At 45.0% G+C, this 17,291-nt stretch carries 12 protein-coding genes; 9 read left to right on the top strand and 3 right to left on the bottom strand.

What is annotated here, in order from left to right; genetic code table 11:
• Positions 1–268 precede the first annotated feature (268 nt).
• A complete protein-coding gene (gene polA, locus Q4Q54_RS13625) occupies positions 269–3,034 on the top strand; it encodes a DNA polymerase I (protein ID WP_311988707.1) in 2,766 nt (921 codons plus the stop codon).
• Positions 3,035–4,304: 1,270 nt separating this feature from the next.
• Here the strand turns inward: polA and yihA are convergent.
• Positions 4,305–4,964, bottom strand: coding sequence for a ribosome biogenesis GTP-binding protein YihA/YsxC (yihA, locus tag Q4Q54_RS13620; protein WP_311988706.1), 660 nt, complete (start codon positions 4,962–4,964; stop codon positions 4,305–4,307).
• A gap of 168 nt (positions 4,965–5,132) precedes the next feature.
• On the opposite strand from yihA, the gene Q4Q54_RS13615 reads away from it, so the two are divergent.
• The 5 genes from Q4Q54_RS13615 (at position 5,133) to hemN (ending at position 10,045) form a co-directional block, all read left to right on the top strand.
• Positions 5,133–5,756 carry a c-type cytochrome gene (locus tag Q4Q54_RS13615; RefSeq protein WP_006084749.1) on the top strand — a complete coding sequence of 208 codons (624 nt, stop codon included), beginning with the start codon at positions 5,133–5,135 and terminating at the stop codon, positions 5,754–5,756.
• An 816-nt stretch (positions 5,757–6,572) separates the two neighbouring features.
• Positions 6,573–7,211, top strand: a complete 639-nt coding sequence (locus Q4Q54_RS13610; RefSeq protein WP_063884457.1) for a class I SAM-dependent methyltransferase — start codon at positions 6,573–6,575, stop codon at positions 7,209–7,211.
• Positions 7,212–7,301: 90 nt separating this feature from the next.
• Complete coding sequence (gene yihI / locus Q4Q54_RS13605) at positions 7,302–7,865, top strand: Der GTPase-activating protein YihI (RefSeq protein WP_311988705.1); 564 nt, start codon at positions 7,302–7,304, stop codon at positions 7,863–7,865.
• Between the two features lie 74 nt (positions 7,866–7,939).
• Positions 7,940–8,407 (top strand): DUF2489 domain-containing protein, encoded by a 468-nt coding sequence (locus Q4Q54_RS13600; RefSeq protein WP_006079358.1) that lies wholly within the window; start codon positions 7,940–7,942, stop codon positions 8,405–8,407.
• A 261-nt stretch (positions 8,408–8,668) separates the two neighbouring features.
• Positions 8,669–10,045 (top strand): oxygen-independent coproporphyrinogen III oxidase, encoded by a 1,377-nt coding sequence (gene hemN / locus Q4Q54_RS13595; protein WP_311988704.1) that lies wholly within the window; start codon positions 8,669–8,671, stop codon positions 10,043–10,045.
• 92 nt (positions 10,046–10,137) lie between these two features.
• Here hemN and add read toward each other — a convergent pair whose 3' ends face one another.
• Positions 10,138–11,133 (bottom strand): adenosine deaminase, encoded by a 996-nt coding sequence (add, locus tag Q4Q54_RS13590; RefSeq protein ID WP_311988703.1) that lies wholly within the window; start codon positions 11,131–11,133, stop codon positions 10,138–10,140.
• A gap of 210 nt (positions 11,134–11,343) precedes the next feature.
• Between add and Q4Q54_RS13585 the strand changes: the two genes are divergently transcribed.
• On the top strand, positions 11,344–13,155 hold the full coding sequence (locus Q4Q54_RS13585; protein WP_311988702.1) for a DUF885 domain-containing protein: 1,812 nt from the start codon (positions 11,344–11,346) through the stop codon (positions 13,153–13,155).
• Between the two features lie 95 nt (positions 13,156–13,250).
• Complete coding sequence (locus Q4Q54_RS13580; protein WP_311891597.1) at positions 13,251–14,234, top strand: alpha/beta fold hydrolase; 984 nt, start codon at positions 13,251–13,253, stop codon at positions 14,232–14,234.
• Here Q4Q54_RS13580 and Q4Q54_RS13575 read toward each other — a convergent pair.
• A complete protein-coding gene (locus Q4Q54_RS13575) occupies positions 14,191–16,641 on the bottom strand; it encodes an EAL domain-containing protein (protein WP_311988701.1) in 2,451 nt (816 codons plus the stop codon). The genes Q4Q54_RS13580 and Q4Q54_RS13575 overlap by 44 nt on opposite strands.
• A 309-nt stretch (positions 16,642–16,950) precedes the next feature.
• Between Q4Q54_RS13575 and Q4Q54_RS21665 the strand changes: the two genes are divergently transcribed.
• Positions 16,951–17,291 (top strand): transposase (locus Q4Q54_RS21665; protein ID WP_371830299.1); only part of this gene is annotated, 341 nt, incomplete at its 3' end.

Below are 17,291 nucleotides of genomic sequence, written 5' to 3'. Positions count from 1 at the left end.
CCTTAGATGTATTTTACGGAGTCAATAAAAAATCCACAAATTGGGAAGATTTTTTAAGAAACAGTATTGAACTCACACAAATCTTTTATAAATATAAAAAACAACAACTTAAAAATATCGCACTAAGCCGTAATCATCGCCATTATTCTCAGTTGACTTTTTCACTCACAGACTTATCCACAGGCTGGGAGTCATTTTGCCGTGGCTGAAATAGCGCTTATGTGGCATGCTTAGCGCCATCTAAGTCATCGATAAACGAAAAATACTTATGCCAACCGTCGCTAAAAACCCACTTGTGCTTGTGGATGGATCTTCCTATTTATATCGCGCTTATTATGCGCCTCCTCACCTGACAAACTCAAAGGGCGAAGCAACCGGTGCCGTTTATGGCGTAGTGAATATGTTACGCAGCTTGCTGACTCGCTATCAGCCAAGCCATATCGCAGTAGTGTTCGATGCCAAGGGAAAAACCTTCCGCAATGACATGTACAGCGAATACAAAGCACAGCGCCCACCTATGCCTGATGATCTACGTTCGCAAATAGAACCCTTGCATCGCATTATTCGCGCACTGGGTTTACCACTGATTTCAATTTCCGGCGTCGAAGCCGATGACGTGATCGGTACTATTGCCCGCCAAGCCAGTTTAGAAAACCGTGCAGTGCTTATCAGCACTGGCGATAAAGACATGGCGCAGTTAGTCGATGAGAACGTCACGCTCATCAACACCATGACAGACACCATAATGGGCCCAGAAGAAGTCGCGATTAAATTTGGTGTTGGTCCAGACCGTATCATAGATTTGCTCGCGCTGATGGGCGACAAGGCCGACAACATTCCCGGCTTACCCGGCGTTGGTGAGAAAACAGCGCTCGCTATGCTCACTGGAGCCGGCAGCGTGAGTAACTTATTAGCTGAACCCGAAAAAGTCGCCGAGCTCGGCTTTAGAGGTTCTAAAACCATGGCGGCGAAGATCATTGAAAATGCCGACATGCTCAAGCTTTCTTACGAACTCGCCACCATCAAAACCGATGTCGAACTTGAGCAAGACTGGCACGAACTCACCATCAAGCCTGCGGACAAAGATGAACTGATCAAATGCTACGGCGAGATGGAGTTTAAGCGTTGGTTAGCCGAAGTCTTAGATAATAAAATCACTGCAAATACCCCAATTGATGCGGCAGCCGAGACACAGGAAGACTCGACTCCAGTCGAAGCGATAGAAACACAGTACGACTGCATTCTCACGGAAGCCGAATTAGACGCTTGGATTACTAAGCTTAAACAAGCCGACTTGATGGCGGTAGATACCGAGACCACCAGCTTAGATTACATGGTAGCGGAATTAGTCGGGATCTCCTTCGCCGTTGAGGCAGGAAAAGCCGCTTATCTGCCTTTGACCCATGATTACGTTGGCGCGCCGACTCAAATCAATAAATCCGTCGCGCTAGAAAAACTACGCCCGTTGCTTGAAGATCCGAAACTGAAGAAAGTCGGTCAAAATCTTAAGTACGACATCAGTATCTTAGCCAATGCAGGGATCAAACTGCAGGGCGTCGCTTTCGACACTATGCTCGAATCCTATGTCTTCAACTCAGTGGCTTCGCGCCATGATATGGATGGCTTAGCGCTCAAATACTTAGGCCATAAAAATATCAGTTTTGAAGAAATTGCTGGCAAAGGTGCAAAACAGCTGACCTTCAACCAAATTCCACTGGAAACGGCTGCGCCTTATGCGGCCGAAGATGCCGACATCACCCTGCGTTTACACCAACATTTGTGGCCAAGACTCGAGAAAGAAGCCGAACTTGCCGCTATGTTTACCGAAGTCGAATTGCCGCTGATCCAAGTATTGTCAGATATTGAACGCCAAGGGGTATTAATCGACAGCATGTTACTCGGCCAGCAAAGCGACGAGCTGGCGCGTAAAATCGATACCTTAGAAGAAAAAGCCTACGACATTGCCGGTGAGAAATTTAACCTTGGTTCGCCTAAGCAACTGCAAGTACTGTTTTTTGAAAAGCTAGGTTACCCGATCACCAAAAAGACCCCTAAGGGCGCACCATCAACCGCGGAAGAAGTGCTAGTTGAATTGGCATTAGATTTCCCTCTACCAAAGGTGATCCTCGAACATCGTAGCCTATCTAAATTAAAGAGCACTTATACAGATAAACTGCCACTGATGGTCAACGCTAAAACGGGTCGTGTGCACACTAGCTACCATCAAGCTAATGCTGCAACAGGTCGCTTATCATCGAGCGAGCCTAACCTGCAAAATATTCCTATCCGCACCGAGGAAGGCCGTCGCATACGCCAAGCCTTCATCGCACCAGATGGTCGTAAAATTTTGGCCGCCGACTACTCGCAAATCGAACTGCGGATCATGGCGCACTTATCCCAAGATGCAGGCTTACTCAAAGCTTTCGCCGAGGGTAAAGACATTCATAGAGCGACGGCTGCCGAAGTGTTTGGTACTGACTTTGAGGACGTGACCACAGAACAGCGTCGCCGCGCCAAAGCGGTTAACTTCGGCTTAATTTACGGCATGTCAGCCTTTGGTTTAGCGCGCCAGCTCGATATCCCGCGCCACGAAGCACAAACCTATATCGACACTTATTTTGCCCGTTATCCTGGCGTATTACGTTATATGGAAGAAACGCGTGCGGGAGCTGCCGACTTAGGTTATGTATCGACTCTGTTTGGTCGTCGCCTCTATTTACCTGAAATCCGTGATCGTAATGCGATGCGCCGCCAAGGTGCCGAACGTGCTGCGATTAATGCCCCAATGCAAGGCACGGCTGCCGACATCATCAAAAAGGCCATGATCAATATCGCCCAGTGGATAAAGACAGAAACCCAAGGCGAAATCACTATGATCATGCAGGTTCACGATGAATTGGTGTTTGAAGTCGATGCGGATAAAGCAGAAGCGCTTAAAAAGACAATCTGCACTTTAATGGCACAAGCCGCCGATCTCGATGTTGAACTACTTGCCGAAGCGGGCATTGGTAATAACTGGGATGAAGCTCACTAACCTTAGTGACATCAAAACCAGCACTATCAATATGATTTAAAGTAAATAAAGCTAACCTGAATTCAATATTTTGAACTCAGGTTAGCTCTCTCCCGTCTTAATCATCTCTAAGCACACCAATACTGAGTCCCTTTCATCACTGTGCGCAAATTATCTTTTCACAATAGAAATCAAACCATTAAGTTAAGAAAAACTGCATCGGCAGCACAATGTATGACTCTCAACGAAGCAATCTCGACTCCGCACGTATTAGACCATCAAGTTCGGCGCGACTTAACTGGCGACATAATGTATGACTCACAGCCAAACAATCTGCATTCCGAACACGCTAGTTCGTTAAGCGCTGCGCAACTTAACAGACGACCCAAACCATGACTCGCAACCAAACATTCCTTACCCCACAAATACTAGAGCATTAAGTACGATGCAACTTCATCGGCAGCAATATGCATAACTCACTACCACACAATCTTTACCTGATACATTTAGCAGTAGAGCTCATCGATACACTGCCGCAGCAAATGGAGACTCAAGGGTGTGATTACACGAATCGAAACGGCGTTAAAGCAAGCTATATATGCTAAAAAGTGTCATAACGGTTGTTCTCTCACGCGTACATTAAAACATTAAGTCAGATTTAGAGTAAAAACATTAAATCTCAAATATTGATCTCTTTTGTATATAAATTTCGGATTACCCAGCTAAATCAGCCGGCTAAGCATTTTTAATGAAATTTTAAGATCAATTTAAGATGCTTTTTCACTCACAACCTGAGATCAAGCGCACATAATTACCTCTTTTTTGAAAAAACTGTTTTCCATTTAAAGATAAATGGAGTAATATTCTCTGCGTAGGGTACAGAGGTTAAGATGTTCTATCTTTCAGACCTTTATTTCACTTATAGTGATGAGCCAAATTCTGGCGCCTCAGCAACTTGTTTGCTGAGGCTTTTTTTTGCTCTTTTTTCAGACTTTAGGTAAATTTTAGAGTATTTACTTTAATAAAAAGTAAATTGGCTGTATGCTAGTTTCATTGAGAACCATTGAAGCTAATTTGGTGGTGCTTGAGTCTTGTTGAATTTAGCTTCTCCCCAAAAGAGCTAATATTTTTGGCCGGTGACACTGTCATCGGCTATTTTTTTGCCTGAAATTGACGAAAAGTTAATAGGGATAAAAGCTTAACAAGAGGGAAAGATAAGGAAAAATTACAGGAAAAACAGAGGGGCGGCATACACAGTCAAACTCGACCATGTATGCAAAAACAGGCAATATTATTCGGCGTTGTTCGCCGCATCTAACTCATCAGTCAACCATTGCGGATGACACCATTCATTTAAAATAGCCAACACTTTAGGCTTACCGGTTCCTTTAAGCGATGAGAAAGGCTCAACTTGTACCCAGTCACCAAACTCACTCAACGCCAGACGCACTTCATTTACGGTTTTCATCTTAGCGCTTTGAGCTAATTTGTCTGACTTCGTCAGCAAAGCTAACACAGGGATTTCACTGGCAACCGCCCACTCGATCATCTGCATATCGAGATCTTTTAGTGGATGACGTATATCCATCAGGACAACCACGCCACTTAAACAAGCGCGTTTTTGCAAATACTCACCTAATGCCTGCTGCCATTTATTTTTCAACGCAAGCGGGACTTGTGCAAAACCATAGCCAGGTAAGTCAATTAAACGACGCTGAGCATCTAACTCAAATACGTTAATTAATTGAGTTCGGCCAGGGGTTTTACTGGTTCTTGCTAAACTTTTTTGCTCAGTTAATGCATTGAGTGCACTAGACTTTCCAGCATTAGAGCGGCCAGCAAATGCAATCTCAACTCCAACATCGCCGGGCAGATATTGATCCAAATGTGCAATGTCAGGTGCACTGATTAAAAACTTTGCCCTACGAAAATCTATACGAGATTCAGTCACTATTTACTCCGAAATTTTTCTACGCAATACCATAATTTATGAAGAATTACTTACTTTTCCACGTTTTCGTGTAAAATATTACTCCGATCACATTAATCATATTTTACCACGCTTGCGGGTCACCCTAGTAAGCTCAGGATAATAATCTTAACCAGAAGTTGGAACGCCATGAAAAAGCTAGCTCTTGCGCTGTCTGTTGTAATTGCCGCCATATCTTCACCTGCGATTGCTGAAGGTAATGCTGAAGCGGGAAAAACGAAAATCATTGTCTGTTCAGCCTGCCATGGTATGGACGGTAACAGTATGATCGATATGTACCCTAAACTTGCGGGCCAACACGCCACTTACCTCCAAAAGCAACTACATGATTTCCGTAGTGCTGCGCAAACTGGCGGTAAAGACGGTCGTATGGATCCTATCATGAGTGGCATGGCAATGCCTCTAAGCGATCAGGATATTCTCGACATTACTGCATATTTTTCTAGCCAAGCAATCCAAGTGGCTGAAGCGAAAGATGTCCCTGAGTTAGGCGCCAAACTTTACAAAGGTGGCGATGTTTCACGTGGTATTACCGCTTGTATGGCATGTCATGGTCCAGATGGTAAAGGCGCTGAACTTGCAGGCTTCCCAACATTAGCAGGCCAACACGCCAACTACATCAAGATCCAACTGACAAAATTCCGTGAAGCGGGTCGTCATAATGACCTGAACGGCATGATGCAAGATGTGGCTAAAAAGCTAAGCGATAGCGATATCGACGCACTATCTAAGTATCTTTCTAGCCTGAAGTAATCTTAGTCAGTTAAGAAAGGGGTGTATTATCACCCTTTTTTCACACCACCAAGTTGACGTGAACGTAAACTGCATAAGATTCATGCTTGACATAGATCACAGATTTCGGTTTAATAAGCCCCGTACCGAGATAAACCCATCTGTTTGTACAAAAAGATTAATAATAACTTACAGGTTTCGGTATAATTAACATTCAAGATATAAGAATAAAGACACTCAATAACAATAATATACTTAAGACCACTCTCTAATAATAACAAGAGTCGTGATTTCCACTTGAAATCCAGGTCAGCACAATTTTGTAAGGGATGGCCGATAACGCCAATTTGCTTCTAGCAAAACGCCTTACACTCAGGGTAACTTGCCCCATCAGGACACAGTTTACATGATGTAAACTGTCGCAAAGGAAGCGATAAGCTTAGGATGCACTGGCTGGATGCTTGTTATCACTGGAAGGTACTTAAGTAACACGGATGGTTAACTAAACGTCAATGATGACGATGCTATACAATGATGTGTCGCGAGACCATCTACGGAAACTGTGGTCAGGATGGCGACAGAAAAAAATAAAGTGTCTGGAAGACCGTTAACAAAAATAATGCAGGGAAAGCAGTAAAAAAAGAAGGATACCGACCGGGAAAGTCGCATAGCAAGTATGGATACTTGGAATCAGGATAAGGTGCTAAAGCACCCTTTGTAAGGCGGCAGTTTAACTGCCGCCTTTTTTCTTTTGTAACACACCCTAGTGTCTAAAATGTGCACTCGACCAATATAATTGGTACAATCAAAGCCTTAATAACCACTTCAGCAGACTCAATGCCCAGATGCCCTCTTTGTCATAACAGTCAGACACAACTCCTTCATCAAGATAAAAAGCGGAGTTTTTATGTTTGCAAGACATGTGAGTTAACCTTTGCGGATGCCAATAGCCATTTACCACCCGCGGCAGAGAAACAAAGATACGGTCGTTCACGCATAGCGTTGAAGCAAAAGCAGCTATCGCAATTTATTTTGCCGCTGTTAGCGCAATTAGAGCAGCAACAAGCTGGCAGCTTATTAGGATTAAATTTTGGTCGCATACTCGATGATGAGAGTTTGGCGACCATAGAAAATGCGGGCCACAAGTTAAATCAATATGATCCCTTTTTTGCCCCGAATCATGATGTGTTAAAGCAAGAATATGATTTTATCTGCTGTTATCGCGTTTTTGAGCATTTTCAATACCCAATAAAAGAGTGGGCCTTACTCTCTCGACTACTGCATCCTGGTGGTTGGCTAGCGATAAGCACACCGTTACTGACTGAATTAGATGGTTTTGCTAAGTGGCATTACAAGAACAACCTCACCCATGTGAGCTTTTACCAGCGACAAACCTTCGAGTACCTAGCAAACAATAGCGATTTTGAACTATTATTTGCCGCAAAGGATCTCGTTTTGATGCAAAAAACATCATAATCTGGTATAACACTCGGCCTAATTTCGCACCTTGTAGACAAGCTCAACCTTAGTCTGCAGGGCCATACGTTGTAAACAATTGAGAAGACCATGTCTCGTAGCAAGAAAACACGCAAGGGCGGCGAGAACAGCCCTAAGTTACAGCCAAGAGTGAAGAAGCAAGATCGCGCTGTAGCGACTGGCAAACGTAAAGATTCTGGCAATAAATCAGGCAGTCGTCATAACGAAAGCTTAATTTTAGCGCAAGCGCCGCAACAGCAGGCCGCTAAGAAAAAAGACCCGCGTCATGGCAGCAAAAAGCCTATTGCTTTAGCGATTCCTGCGGCAGTAGTAACAGACAAAGCCGCTCAGCCAAAAGTGAAACAAGCTAAGCTGACTGACGAGCAAAAACTGCTGAAATTGGAAGAAGATCCAAAATTAAATCAGCTATTAGATATGCTGGAAGAAGGCCGCGACCTCAACGATGATGACCAAAAATGGTTAGATCAACAGCTGAATAAGATTGAAGCCCTGATGGTTAAACTGGGCATTAGCGATGATATGGAGGATGATGATGCACCTTCATCACCAGCTAAGTCTTTGTCTGACGATGAGTTGTTCGACAAGTTCGAATCAGGCGCCGACTTACTGAAAGATTATCAAGACAAGTTCTAAACCTCTCAGTGCTAAGGCATAGGGAACTCAGTTTTTTAGCTGTGCTCCTTATGCCATTCATATAAGGAGCCTCTGTGTCTACGGCTATCATTATTCTCGGTTTTATCATCATAGTAGCGCTTAGTAGCTACGCCACCTTCTTAATCCTAAAACTCAAGCAGCAAAAAAAGCGTCAGCAGGCCGAACAAGCCGAGCGTGAAGTCACGGCGAATGCAAAACGCGCCCAAGTTTTAGATGATATCCGCTATATCGCCACTGCCATGATTGAAGACCGCTGTGAGATCTCTGAAGGTGTGGTCAGAATTGGGCGATTATTTGAAATCCTGTCATTGAGTGAGCGCGTGGCTCCCGATTACCCTTCATTATTCAAACACTTTGAGCTAATTAAAGATCATCCCATTATGGATGCTCGCCAAGCCTTGCCTAAGCAAGAAAGGATGAAGCTAGACTTGATCAGAATGAAGTCCGAAGCGGCATTAGAGCAAGGCATCAGTGATGATGCGAAAAAACTGGCGGATTACCAAGCCAAAGCGATGCATTAAACTCGCTCATTGTTATACCTCAAGACCACTTATGTTGTGGTTTTGAGGTCATCTCGATAAAACCCACTCCAATCTTACTCTGCTGTCTCCCGTGAGCCTGCGCACAAAACCACCATATATCGACAGACAAGCGTACTTTTTTGATAGATATTGCGTAACTTCTAAAAAGACAGACGTCATTTTTACAACCTAGATCAAGGTTATTTACTTAAGAACCTTGCATACTTCGCTTGTTGCTAATTTACCCACGGAGGACACGCCTTGAAGCAGCCCACTCAGATTAGCTGGGATCAGTCGATGATCGAAAAGTATAACTACAGCGGTCCCCGTTATACCTCTTACCCAACGGCATTGGAGTTCGATGACACATTCACCGAACAAAACCTGCTAACGGCCATTGAAAATAGTAAAAGCGATAAACTGTCACTGTATATTCATATCCCGTTCTGCGCCAAGCTTTGTTATTACTGCGGCTGTAATAAAGTTATCACCCGCCACCAACACAAAGCCGATCAGTACATTGAATATTTAAGCCAAGAAATTATCAAACGTGCGCCCCTGTTTAAACATTACAGCGTAACCCAAATGCATTGGGGCGGCGGTACACCCACTTTCTTAAATCCTGAGCAAATTCTTAAGCTGACGTCATTGATTAAAGCTAACTTTAACTTTGCAGAAGAAGGTGAGTTCTCGATTGAAGTCGATCCTCGCGAGATAGAACTGTCAATGCTCGACACATTGAAAGAAGCGGGCTTCAACCGGATCTCCATTGGTGTACAAGATTTCAATAAAGAAGTGCAAATTGCCGTTAATCGCGAACAAGACGAGCAATTTATCTTCGACTTGATGGCCAAAGCGAAAGCCATGGGTTTTGTGTCGACCAACATAGATTTAATCTATGGTTTGCCACACCAAACGCCAGAAACCTTTGCCGTCACTATGCAGCGCGTTTTAGATTTATCGCCTGACCGTCTGTCGGTATTTAACTATGCTCACTTACCTGCGCGCTTTGCCGCTCAACGTAAGATCAAAGACGAGCATTTACCTTCGCCAAAACAAAAACTCGAAATGCTGCACCAAACTATCGAGACCTTAACTGGCGCGGGCTACCAATATATCGGTATGGACCACTTTGCTAAACCCGATGACGAGTTAGCCAAGTTACAGCGTGAAGGCAGACTGCACCGCAACTTCCAAGGTTATACCACCCAAGAAGAATGTGATTTGTTAGGTCTTGGCGTGTCGTCCATCAGTCAGATTGGCGACTGCTATGCACAAAACCAGAAAGATATCCGCCCTTACTATGAAGCCATAGATAAGGAAGGCCATGCTTTGTGGAAAGGTTGCAGCCTGAACCGTGACGATGAAATCCGCCGCGTAGTGATTAAACAGCTGATTTGCCACTTCGAATTAGATATGGCGAAAATTGATGAGAAACTGGGGATTAACTTCGAAACCTATTTCTCGGAAGATCTTAAGTTAATGCAGACATTTATCGATGACAAGCTAGTTGAAATCGTCGACAGACAGATCACTATCAGCCCTACTGGCCGTTTATTGATCCGCAATATCTGTATGTGCTTCGACCTTTACTATCGTCAAAAAGCGCGTCAGCAACAATTCTCACGCGTGATCTAAAGCGCCTATCGCTGCACTCGCGAACGCTCACAAAAAATCCGACTCTAAGTCGGATTTTTTATTTATAGCTATTTTTAGTAATAACTAAGAGCTTATGCCTTAGTTGCATACAGTGCTTTGCGCTCACTGTCTGATAAAAATGCCATTTCAACGCCGTTACGTTGCACCTGGGCTAGCTCAGCATCGGTTAATTTGAGTTCGGCTTTAGCGATACGATACTCATGATTAATATCGATAGCGCTCACACCGGGATCATCGGTATTTAAGTTGATCAATACGCCTGCATCCATAAAAGTTCTAAAAGGATGGTCAGCGTAAGAAGCGACTGTAGAAGTATGCAAGTTACTGGTTGGGCAAGATTCGATACCAATACTGTGCTTAGCAAGATATTCCATCAGCTTAGGATCGTGAATCGCGTTCACCCCGTGACCAATTCGCGTCGCGCCAAGTTCTTGAATCGCTTGCCACATACTTTGTGAACCAGCAGCTTCACCGGCGTGAGCGGTAATCGCCAGACCAGCATCACGAACACGTTTAAAGTGATCGTTAAATAACTCGCCAGGGAAGCCCATTTCATCTCCAGCTAAGTCCATAGCCACGAGATGTTGTTTATGGGCGAGTAAGCCTTCAAGTTCTTGAGTACAAGCCGCTTGACCAAATGAACGTGACATAATGCCAATCAAATTGATCTTCACGTTATAGTCTTTTAAGCCCGCTTTAACGCCGTCAACTACCGCCTCAACTACGCCTTCAATCGGTAACTTATGGTTCATCGCCATATAGTAAGGACTAAAACGTAACTCAGCGTAATCTAAGCCAGACAACGCCGCATCGGCAACGTTTTCATAGGCAACGCGTTTAACCGCATCTAAATCAGCGAGTACGCCAACCATCCAATCGAGCTTCTTTAAGAAGGCGACTAAGCTAGTTTCTTTCCCCTGAATTTGCACAAAAGGTGCGAGAGTCTCTAAAGAATCGGCAGGTAGCGCAATGCCGTGTTGGTGTCCTAGTTCCCAAATGGTGTTTACTCGCACATTACCGTCTAGGTGACGATGCAGATCCACTAATGGAATGGATGTATCAATCATATTTAACCCCTATTTGAACTACCCTGCCAATGCTTTTGTTATTTGGTCGCGGGCGGACACTAAGTTTAACACGCATTTTCAGGGGCATTTATGCGCCAAACGCATTTAAATTCACATTCAGTCACAATTCTGCTTAATATCCATACAAGGAACTGCCGTATTCATCAGGCATAATGACTTCAATAACAACGAAAATATCAGAGATCGACTATGCATAAACTCTTAACCCCCAGTTTATTGATATGCGCATTAGGCGCCTGTAGTGCCACTCAAACCACAAAAAATATTCAAACCCCATCGGCACAGACAATATCAGCAGCACAATCGCAAGTTGAGCCCATAGCTCCCGCGCTGCAGGCGATTATCGACCAAAGCTGGCAATTACAGCTCAGCGCGAGTCCTGAAATGGCTTACAGCATGGGCGATGCCAGTGCCGCAGGAAAGCTATCGGATCTATCGCCAGCTGCGCTCGCTAAGCTCAATCAAGGTCAAATCGCAGTATTAGCGCAGCTCAAAGCACTCGACCGCAGCAGTTTGAGTAAAGAAGATAAGATTAACGCTCAAATACTGGAAGATCAGATCCAAAACGATGTCGACCTATATCGCTTTAAAGATTATTACTTGCCCATTACCGCGGAAAGCGGCTTCCACGCTTATATCACCTCAATCGCACAGGGAAGATTCAACACCCTTGAGGATTACCGCAACTATATTGCCAAACTCAATGCACTCCCGACCTATTTCGCCCAGCAAACTCACTGGCTGAAACAAGGATTAGCCGAGGGAATAACGCCGCCTAAAGTGACACTCAATGGCTTTGAAGACAGTATCAGTGCTTATATCGTCCCTATGGAAAAGAGCGGTTATTTCAAACCTTTTACGCAATACCCCAGCTATTTCACTGAAGCACAAAAAACTCAGCTGACCCAAGAAGGTCGCGCCTTAGTCGAGCAAAAAGTCCTACCGCTATATCAAAACTTCTATGATTTTATGACCAAAGAGTACATTCCCAATGCACGGGAAAATATCGCGGCCAGCAGCTTACCTAACGGTGCTGAGTTTTATGAGAATCGGGTACGTTACTATACGACCTTGAATATGACGTCGGCAGAAGTGCATGAACTGGGCTTAAAAGAAGTAAAGCGTATCCGCCAAGAGATGGAGCAAATCATCAAGTCCGTTGGCTTTAAAGGCAGCTTTGCCGACTTCTTACATTTCCTGCGGACCGATCCCCAGTTCTACACCACAAGTGCCGATCAGTTACTCAAAGAAGCGGCATTTATTGCCAAAAAAGCCGATGCCATGCTGCCTAAGTACTTCGGCAAACTTCCCCGTAAACCCTACGGCATAGCGCCAGTGCCCGCCGAAATTGCGCCGAAATACACCACAGGACGATATTCAGGATCGAACAGCGATGACGAACCCGGTTACTACTGGGTCAACACTTATGCATTGGACAAGCGCCCACTCTACGAGTTAGAAGCTTTAACTTTGCACGAAGCCGTACCCGGTCATCATCTGCAAATTTCACTCAACTCTGAGCTAACGTCACTCCCTGACTTCCGTCGTTATGGCTATATCTCTGCCTTCGGTGAAGGCTGGGGTCTGTATTGCGAATACTTAGGTTTGGAGGCTGGCTTCTACCAAGATCCCTACAGTAACTTTGGCCGCTTAACCTATGAAATGTGGCGGGCGGCGCGTTTAGTCGTAGACACAGGCATGCATGCCCAAGGATGGAGTCGTCAACAAGCCATCGATTTTATGGCCAGCAATACCGCGCTATCACTGCACAATGTCACGACCGAAATTGACCGTTATATTTCGTGGCCAGGACAAGCCTTGTCCTACAAGATTGGCGAGTTAACGATCAAGCGGTTACGTGCAAGAGCAGAACAAGAACTCGGCGACAAGTTTGATATTCGCGCCTTCCACGACGCTGTGCTAGAAAATGGCTCAGTACCTATGTCGATCCTCGAACAGCAAATCAATGATTTTATTGAAGCTAAAAAGGCGACACGCTAAGTTAATCACAACCATGGGAGTCGGTATTTTCAGACTCCCATGGTTGTCTGTTACACTCTAGCAAACCATTCAAGCCAAATGATTTGCGACTGAGTATGAGCCAAGCCAAAGCGACATTTTCGACTGAACACGATTTAAATACCTCAGAGCAGCAAGCCTTCTGGCAAAGTGTTGTTCAAGACACGCTGATCACAGCTGATGGCATCACGCTGGCCTATATGATGGTCAAACATCCCCAAGCACATACCGCAATCGTTCTCAGTAGTGGCCGAGTTGAATCCTATTTAAAGTACCAAGAATTGGTCTTCGACTTGTACCAACAGGGTTACTCAGTTTATGCCATCGATCACCGTGGCCAAGGATTGTCGGATCGTATGACAATCAACCCGCACATGGGGCACGTGCGAAGATTCAATGATTATATCGATGATTTTACACTGTTTATGCAAAAGAAAGTGTTACCACAAAACGACAAACAGCTCATGCTACTTGGCCATTCAATGGGTGGCGCGATTGGCACTTTGTATCTCAAACAGCATCCCGATATTTTTACCGCCGCGGCATTTTCAGCGCCCATGTATGGCATCAAATTACCTATGCCAAAAGCATTCGTGCGCTGGTTAGCTAGTAAGCTCGATACCACTCTCAATGGCGGCGAACCTAACTATGTGCTTGGAGGACAGAACTATAAACCAGTTCCCTTCAAAGGAAATGAGCTAACCCATTGCCAAAGTAGATACCAAGCCTATCGAGACTTGTATGACGCGGCCCCTAAGTTACAACTCGGTTCCCCAACTAACCGTTGGTTGACAGAATCTTTAGATGCAGCAGACACTTGCGTACTGGCAACGACGCAAATTCGCACGCCTATCCTGATACTGCAAGCGAGTGAAGATAAGATTGTTGATAATGCGGCCCAGAATCTTGCGGTGAGCACTCATTGTCAATTGAAGGTGATAGCAGGGGCTGCCCATGAGATTTTTATGGAAAAAGACGCCTATCGAAACCAAGCCTTAAATTATGCCCTCGACTTCTTTAAACGCTTCGCAATAAAGGACGAGGACAAACAAGCTGGATAAAGTCCGCTTGGTTTAGCGCTCGGCTGAATAAATAGCCCTGATAACCATCACAGCCAAATTCAACAAAGGCTTGATAGTGTTGGAGTGATTCAACGCCTTTAGCCACCACGTGCAAATTAAACTGCTGCGCAGAGACAATTAACGCCTTCACTCTTTGTGGCATTACGGCTAATGAATCAATACAACTCATATCCAATTTTACCGCAACTAATGGCTGGTTGGCTAAACAACTCAAAGCACTCGAGCCAGAACCGAAATGATCGAGGACGATGCCTATCCCAGCATCAACTAACTTAGACACGCGCTCAGCCACAAACTGTGGTTGCATTAACAATGCAGCCTCATTGAGCTCAATACCCAATTGATGAGCCGTAATGCCATGCTCTTTGACTAACGCAATCAATGCATCAACAAAATCTGCCTGACCAAATGAGAATGCACTGATATTAAGAGTTAAAGTCGGCAAACTCCGGCCTTGGGTATGGGATGTCTCAATAAACTGACACACACGTTTAGCGACCCAGAAATCGAGTTCAGCAATCATTCCTCCCTGTTCGGCTAACGCTACAAACTCTGCAGGCGGGATAAACTCGCCATCGGCACGATACCAACGCGTGAGCACTTCAGCCGAGACCAATTCACTGTGCACATTCATCACAGGTTGGAACATTAACGTCATGCTATCTTGCTGTAATGCCGTCTGTAATTCCTGTTGTAACTGTTCATCACGGCTCTGACGTAAATCCATCTCAGCATGATAGAAAGCGCATCCCGCTTGCCCAGGTTGCTTAGCACTCAAGGCTGCTAACTCGGCGCGGCGCATGACTAAAGCTGGATCTAAGGTCTCTATGCTGTCGAGCAAACAAATCCCCACATTCGCGCTGAGCTCAAAGTGATGATGACCGTAATGGAATGGTCGAGCAATCACTTGCCTTAACTCACTCGCAAGCGCTAAAGCACGACGCGCAGCCACTGAAGCATCAATCGCTAAGTCTTTCGCCAGCAAAACAAAATCACCGGACTCCAATCGACCAACGGTAATATTCTCAGTGAAATAACTCGATAGACGTGCAGCCACTTGCGTGAGTAAGCGCTCTAATTCGTGGGAGTTTAGAGTCACGACCAAGCCTAATCTATCTACCTCAACAAGCAGCAATGCTCCCCATTGACCCGAGCTATTACCTTGGGTTAAAAATTGCGACAGTCGCGCCATAAAGACATCGGGCAACATTTTACGACCCGTAACAGATTGATCCACAAGTTCATTAATCGCAGCATGGTTCTTGGCACTTTCTGACACATCCATATGAATGCCGATCATCCGAGTAGGACGTCCTTGAGGGTCCCAATCAACCAGCATGCCGCGATCCAGCACCCACACATAATGCCCCTCTCTATGTCGCAGGCGATGGACACTTTCAAATTCCTTACTTTTACCGCTAACGTACTCCTGCAAAGCATCAAGTACGATATCCCTATCATCGGGATGTAACCGCGTTTCCCAAGTCTGGAATACGCCCGCTAATTCATCCGGCGCATAACCGATCATCTCTTTCCAGCGATCAGAAAGAAAAACCTCACCCGTGCTGATATCCCAATCCCAAATACCGTTCCGCGAACCTTCCACCGCAAACAGCCAGCGCAGTTCGCTGTCATTCAACTGTTTCACGGCACGACTCAAACGTTCATGTACCTGCTGCAAACTGGCTTGCAATGATAAGACTTCTGATGAGCTCCATGGGATCGATGTCGAAAAGGAAGAAGTCCCTACCTGTTTAGCGGCCTCACTTAATATTTGGAATGGACGGATCAACAGGAAATAGAGAATGAAGGTAAAACCAATCAGTAATAATCCACCCAGTCCCCAAACCCGCATAAAACGTTGTTGTAACTTAGCGGAAGCTTCGGCAACTAAAGGCGCTAAATCGGCTTCAAGATAAATCAAATCAACCGCACCACCATACTGAGGCAAGACGGGATAATATGCTTGAATGGTTAAACGTTCGAGATTAACGAGAATTTGTGGCAGGAAAGCCTGAACCACAGCACGATGACGAGTAGCATCATAACCATCAATGACTTGCATGGCATTGCTATCACGCCAAACAGTATGGTTTGCAAAACGAATACGGCTATCAGCATCAACTAAGATATAAACCATAGTGCCCATATCCAGCGCAGCTAAGGAAACCTCCTGCTCGATCCGCTCCACATCCTGTAAAGCCTGCGCCGATTGAACCACATTCTGCATCCGGAACAACTGCTGCTTTATCAGTGTTGATTGTCGCTGCGCCAATTCAGCGCGCACTTGATCGCTTTCAAACAGGTACTCGCCTATGACCAACACTAAATATAGTGTCAGCATACACAGAGGGAGCAGTACCGCGAGCGAAAGCTTACGAAGCATAGGCAACAGACAGCCTTTAACAAAAATGTGAATAGTTTTGTATGCTAACGGGAAACTAACCACTAAGCAAAAGGACTTATCAAACTAAGCGAGATCTTGATGTAAATAATCAACTTAGAGTATAAAAGTCTGAAATGAAGGAAGGAAAAAACGTAAAGAACTAGCTAAATGCCCAGCGCAAAAACGAATAGAACAATGTTCTGTATTAATGCTGATTTCACAAATTTCAGACGCAAAAAAGCCAGCTTATACCATTCCGCATTGAAGTCTGATCTAATAGCAAGCAACCCAACAGCTTAAAATTGGATTATGAAACCTGAAACTGCTGAAAGTCTGCTTAGCCTCTCCAAAAGAGAAAAAAATCCGCATAAGCGCATGCGATTGCTCGCTGTATCGCTATTTTTGCAATGCCATAACCGCACTCAGGTGGCAAGCCAGTTGAAGGTGGCCAGATCTAGCGTCAACTTATGGGTCTCCAGCTATCTTGGGCAAGGACTGGCAGGACTTGAAGATAAACCACGCCTAGGGAAGAAGCCGTCATTGTCAAATGAGCAAAAAAGGAGACTCGCCAGATACATTGAGTTCAAAGCACAATCAGATGAGGGCGGCAGACTCACTGGGGCCGACATCCAGCAATACATCTCGAGTGA

It is taken from the genome of Shewanella sp. SP2S2-4, from assembly GCF_031932025.1.
Taxonomy (GTDB): domain Bacteria; phylum Pseudomonadota; class Gammaproteobacteria; order Enterobacterales; family Shewanellaceae; genus Shewanella; species Shewanella baltica.
This window is presented reverse-complemented; position numbering and strand designations above follow the sequence as displayed.

What these genes read in the sequence shown, in the direction of transcription:
- polA (WP_311988707.1), top strand. Translation starts at nt 269, where the DNA reads ATGCCAACCGTCGCTAAAAACCCACTTGTGCTTGTGGATGGATCTTCC.
- Q4Q54_RS13615 (WP_006084749.1), top strand. Translation starts at nt 5,133, where the DNA reads ATGAAAAAGCTAGCTCTTGCGCTGTCTGTTGTAATTGCCGCCATATCT.
- Q4Q54_RS13610 (WP_063884457.1), top strand. Translation starts at nt 6,573, where the DNA reads ATGCCCAGATGCCCTCTTTGTCATAACAGTCAGACACAACTCCTTCAT.
- yihI (WP_311988705.1), top strand. Translation starts at nt 7,302, where the DNA reads ATGTCTCGTAGCAAGAAAACACGCAAGGGCGGCGAGAACAGCCCTAAG.
- add (WP_311988703.1), bottom strand. Translation starts at nt 11,133, where the DNA reads ATGATTGATACATCCATTCCATTAGTGGATCTGCATCGTCACCTAGAC.
- Q4Q54_RS13585 (WP_311988702.1), top strand. Translation starts at nt 11,344, where the DNA reads ATGCATAAACTCTTAACCCCCAGTTTATTGATATGCGCATTAGGCGCC.
- Q4Q54_RS13580 (WP_311891597.1), top strand. Translation starts at nt 13,251, where the DNA reads ATGAGCCAAGCCAAAGCGACATTTTCGACTGAACACGATTTAAATACC.
- Q4Q54_RS13575 (WP_311988701.1), bottom strand. Translation starts at nt 16,641, where the DNA reads ATGCTTCGTAAGCTTTCGCTCGCGGTACTGCTCCCTCTGTGTATGCTG.